Raw genomic sequence first — 3,744 nt, 5'->3', positions numbered from 1 at the left:
ATCGTGCACCCGCTCCGCCCCCAGCCCCTCCAGGAGTACCGGCAGCACCGCGCCCGCATTCCCCTCCGCCGACCAGAGGGCCCCGGCCGCCTCCGTCGCCGCCGAACCGGGCCGCCGGGTCAGCGCCCGCAGCTCCGGCACCGCCTCACGGGCCGCGGGCCCGAACGCGTCCAGCGCCCGCAGCGCCGCCGTACGCAGCCACTCGCCCCGGTACTCCGGCGCGCCCCGCAGCAGCCGCAGGACCTCCGGGGCGGCCTCGCCCGCCCGCAGCGCCGTCAGCCCCGCGAGCAGCGGAGCCGCCCGGTCATACGCGCCCTCGTCCAGACCGACCTCGCCCAGCCGCCGCCGCAGCGTCCCGGCCAGGGGGGCGGCCGCCTCGCCCAGACATCCGACGGCGAACCCCACGTCGTGCGGCACCTCCGGCTGTTCCAGGGCCGCCGCGAGCGCCGGCAGCACCCGGGCGTCCCCGAGCCTGGCCAGCGCCTTGACCGCCGAACCGAGGCCGGGCGGTCCGCCGGACCACTGCCGCACCCAACCACCCGGATCGGCCGCCACCCGCGCGGCCAGGGCGTCGGCGGCGGGCGCGGCCAGCGAGAACAGCTCCTCCAGCACGTGCGAGGCGGCCTCGGCCAGACGCGTCTCAGGCTCCGCGAGCTGTCCCCCGACCAGCCGCACCAGCTCCGCGTAATCGCCGCGCCAGGCGCGTATCAGCCCGCCGCTCATCCGTACGGCGTCGACGCGCTGCCAGGGATCGGGGCTGCGCAACTGGTCGGCGAGCAAGGCTGTACGCTCCTCCACCCGGTCGTCCAGCCCCACGTGCAGCGTCCGCAGCAGGTCGGCCGCCCAGGGTGCCGTGCGTCCGGCGGCCTCCTCGGCGGAGAGCGCGCGCACCTGGCCCACCAGCGTCCAGGTGGCCGCCCGCTCGGCCGCGGGATCCCCGGTGGGCGCCTCGGACCCGCCGAGGCGCGCCCCCGCCGGGACGGAGCGCAGCTCCCGCAGCAGCCCCGACACCATCGTCACCACGTCTGCGGGCAGGGCGTCGGGCGCGCACCGGGCGAGCTGGGCGAGGGCCGCGAGCCGCAGGCCGGGCGCGTACGCCTCCGCCGCGAGGCGGCTCAGCCAGTCGGCGGCCTGCCCGGCCAGCGGGCGGTGGCGCAGGGCCACCCGGCCCGCCGCCTCCACGAGGGCGAGGCGCACCTCCTCCGCCGCCTCCACGGGCAGCCGTTCACGCAGCAGGGCCAGCACCCGGGCCGGACGGCCGTGCAGGGTGGCGAGCGCCAGCGGGGCGGCGAGGCGCACGCCCGGGTCCTCGTCGGCCATCAGCTCGCAGAACACCCCGGCACCGGCGGTGACGGCGGTCGCGGCCATCGCGTAGTTCGCGGCGCCCTCGATCTCGTCCTCGTCGATCTCCTCCTCGTCGTCCTCGCCGAGGTCGATGCCGCCGATGCTCGTGAGCAGTTCCACGACGCTGCCCCGGTCCTGGACGCCGGGGTCGACGACCAGTTCGAAGAGGAAGGGGATGCAGGCGAGCGTGCACGCGTACACGTCGCCCTGGTGGTGGACCGCGCCGTACATCCCGTCGAGGGCGGTCTCCCGCTCGGCCGGATCGGCCGAGGCGAGCCCCCGCAGCAGTACGGGCACGTCGTCGGCCGGCCCGTAGGCGTGCTCCATCGATGCCCAGTCGACCTCGTCGATCCCCGCGAACACGCCGTCCCCTCCCCGTTTCGTCCTCTGCGCCGCGAACCCGGTGGGCCGTGTCCCGGAAGCAGCTCTGGGCAGAGTGTGCACCACCTCCCCGACAATCGACCCTCCACTTGCGGCCTTTCCCGCCGTGTGCTGGGCGGTCCGGGAACGGGCTCCGCCCCTTGTGGCCGGGGCGCGCGAATCCGGGGACCGCGTCAGCGGCCGGGCAGAGGACGGGCCCGGCCGGGGTCGGTGAGCGGGTCGAGCAGGTCCCCGTGACGCGCCAGCCGCGCCGCCATGTCCCCGGCGAGGAAGACCAGCTCGGCGGGGTCCGCGCAGGCCCCGACCTCCTCCCAGGTGACGGGTGCGGACACCGTGGGGCTGTCCTTCGCCCGCAGGGTGTAGGCCGCGGCGGTCGTCTTCGCCGCGGCGTTCTGGCTGAAGTCGACGAAGACCTTCCCGGGGCGCAGCGCACGCGTCATCCGGTGGACGACCAGGTCGGGCAGCGCCTGCTGCGCCTCGACGGCCAGTGACCGGGCGTAGGCCGTGACGTCCTCGGAGGGCGCGGGCTCCAGCGGCACGATGAGGTGCAGTCCCTTGGAGCCCGAGGTCTTCCCGTACGCGGACAGTCCGTCGGCGGCCAGGCGCTCCCGCAGCCAGAGGGCCACCGCACAGCACTCGACGACGCTCGCGGGCGCCCCGGGGTCGAGGTCGAAGACCATCCGGTCCGCGACGGCCGGTGTCCCGGCACGCCACTGGTGGGTGTGGAACTCCACCACCAGGTTGGCCGCCCACATCAGCGAGGGCAGGTCCTGCACCAGCACCTGCCGGGCGTCCGGGTCGTCACTGCGCGGCACCGGCGCGGTGCGCACCCAGTCGGGCGTACCGGGCGGCGGGTTCTTGGTGAAGAAGCGCTGCCCGCCGGGCCCGTCCGGATAGCGGAGGAAGGACAGCGGGCGGTCACGCAGGTGGGGGAGCATCACGTCACCGGCGGTGGCCGCGTAGTAGTGCAGCACCTCGCCCTTGGTGGTCCCGGTGGCCGGATACAGCACCTTGTCGAGGTTGCTGAGCGCCAGGCGCCGCCCCTCCACCTCTGTGATCGGCGTCATACGATAAGAATCGCATGAAATCGCATGAAATCGCGGCAATCAGGTCATCGCACGCGCAAGGGGTGAACGGTGAGGTCCATCTGGAACGGCGCGATCTCCTTCGGGCTGGTCAGCATCCCCGTCAAGCTGATGAACGCCACGGAGAACCACTCGATCTCCTTCCGGCAGATCCACCTCGCCGACGGCGGCCGGATCCGGTACCGCAAGGTGTGCGAGCTCGACGAGCAGGAGGTCACCTCCGCGGAGACCGGCAAGGCGTACGAGGACGCCGACGGCACGGTCATCCCCATCACCGACGAGGACATCGCCTCGCTGCCGCTGCCCACCGCCAAGACCATCGAGATCGAGGGCTTCGTCCCCCCTTCCGCCGTCGACACGCTCCAGCTGGACTCGGCGTACTACCTCGCCGCCAACGGGGTGCCCGCCACCAAGCCGTACGCGCTGCTGCGGGAGGCGCTGCGCCGCAGCGAGAAGGTGGCCGTCGCCAGGTACGCCCTGCGCGGCCGTGAACGGCTCGGCATGCTCCGGGTGATCGACGACGTGATCGCCCTGCACGGCCTCCTGTGGCCGGACGAGATCCGCGCCCCCGAAGGCGTCACCCCCGACGCCGACGTCAAGGTGCGGGACGCCGAACTGGACCTGGCGGACGCTCTGATGAACACCCTGGGCGAGGCCGATCTGGACACGCTCCACGACGACTACCGGGAGGCGGTCGAGGAACTCGTCGCGGCGAAGGCGGCGGGGGAGCCCGTGGAGCAGGAGGGCGAGGAGGAGGCGGGCGGGGGCAAGGTCATCGACCTCATGGCGGCGCTGGAGAACAGCGTGCGCGCGGCGCAGGAGACGCACGGCGGCCGGGAGGACGGCGGCGAGGTGGCCGATGTCCACCCGATCACCTCGGGCAGGGCGTCGGCCAGGCGCGGCGGTACGCAGGGGAAGGCGGCGGGGGCTTCGT

At 74.4% G+C, this 3,744-nt stretch carries 3 protein-coding genes; 1 reads left to right on the top strand and 2 read right to left on the bottom strand.

The features are described from left to right. Together IH13_RS0135665 and ligD are read right to left on the bottom strand one after the other, a co-directional pair. The coding region (locus IH13_RS0135665) for a hypothetical protein (protein ID WP_031091222.1) at nt 1–1,707 on the bottom strand (1,707 nt) is incomplete at its 3' end. A 191-nt stretch (nt 1,708–1,898) separates the two neighbouring features. Further along, nucleotides 1,899–2,792, bottom strand: coding sequence for a non-homologous end-joining DNA ligase (ligD, locus tag IH13_RS0135660; protein ID WP_031091220.1), 894 nt, complete (start codon nt 2,790–2,792; stop codon nt 1,899–1,901). A gap of 69 nt (nt 2,793–2,861) precedes the next feature. Between ligD and IH13_RS0135655 the strand changes: the two genes are divergently transcribed. After that, the coding region (locus IH13_RS0135655; protein ID WP_031091218.1) for a non-homologous end joining protein Ku at nt 2,862–3,744 on the top strand (883 nt) is incomplete at its 3' end.

Origin of the sequence: Streptomyces sp. NRRL WC-3549, from assembly GCF_000721935.1 — a bacterium.
Lineage (GTDB): Bacteria > Actinomycetota > Actinomycetes > Streptomycetales > Streptomycetaceae > Streptomyces.
The sequence above is the reverse complement of the archived record's forward strand: the minus strand, read 5'-3'. Positions and strand labels throughout refer to the sequence as shown.

Excerpts from the sequence above, each read along its gene's own strand:
- ligD (WP_031091220.1), bottom strand. The coding sequence starts at position 2,792 with ATGACGCCGATCACAGAGGTGGAGGGGCGGCGCCTGGCGCTCAGCAAC.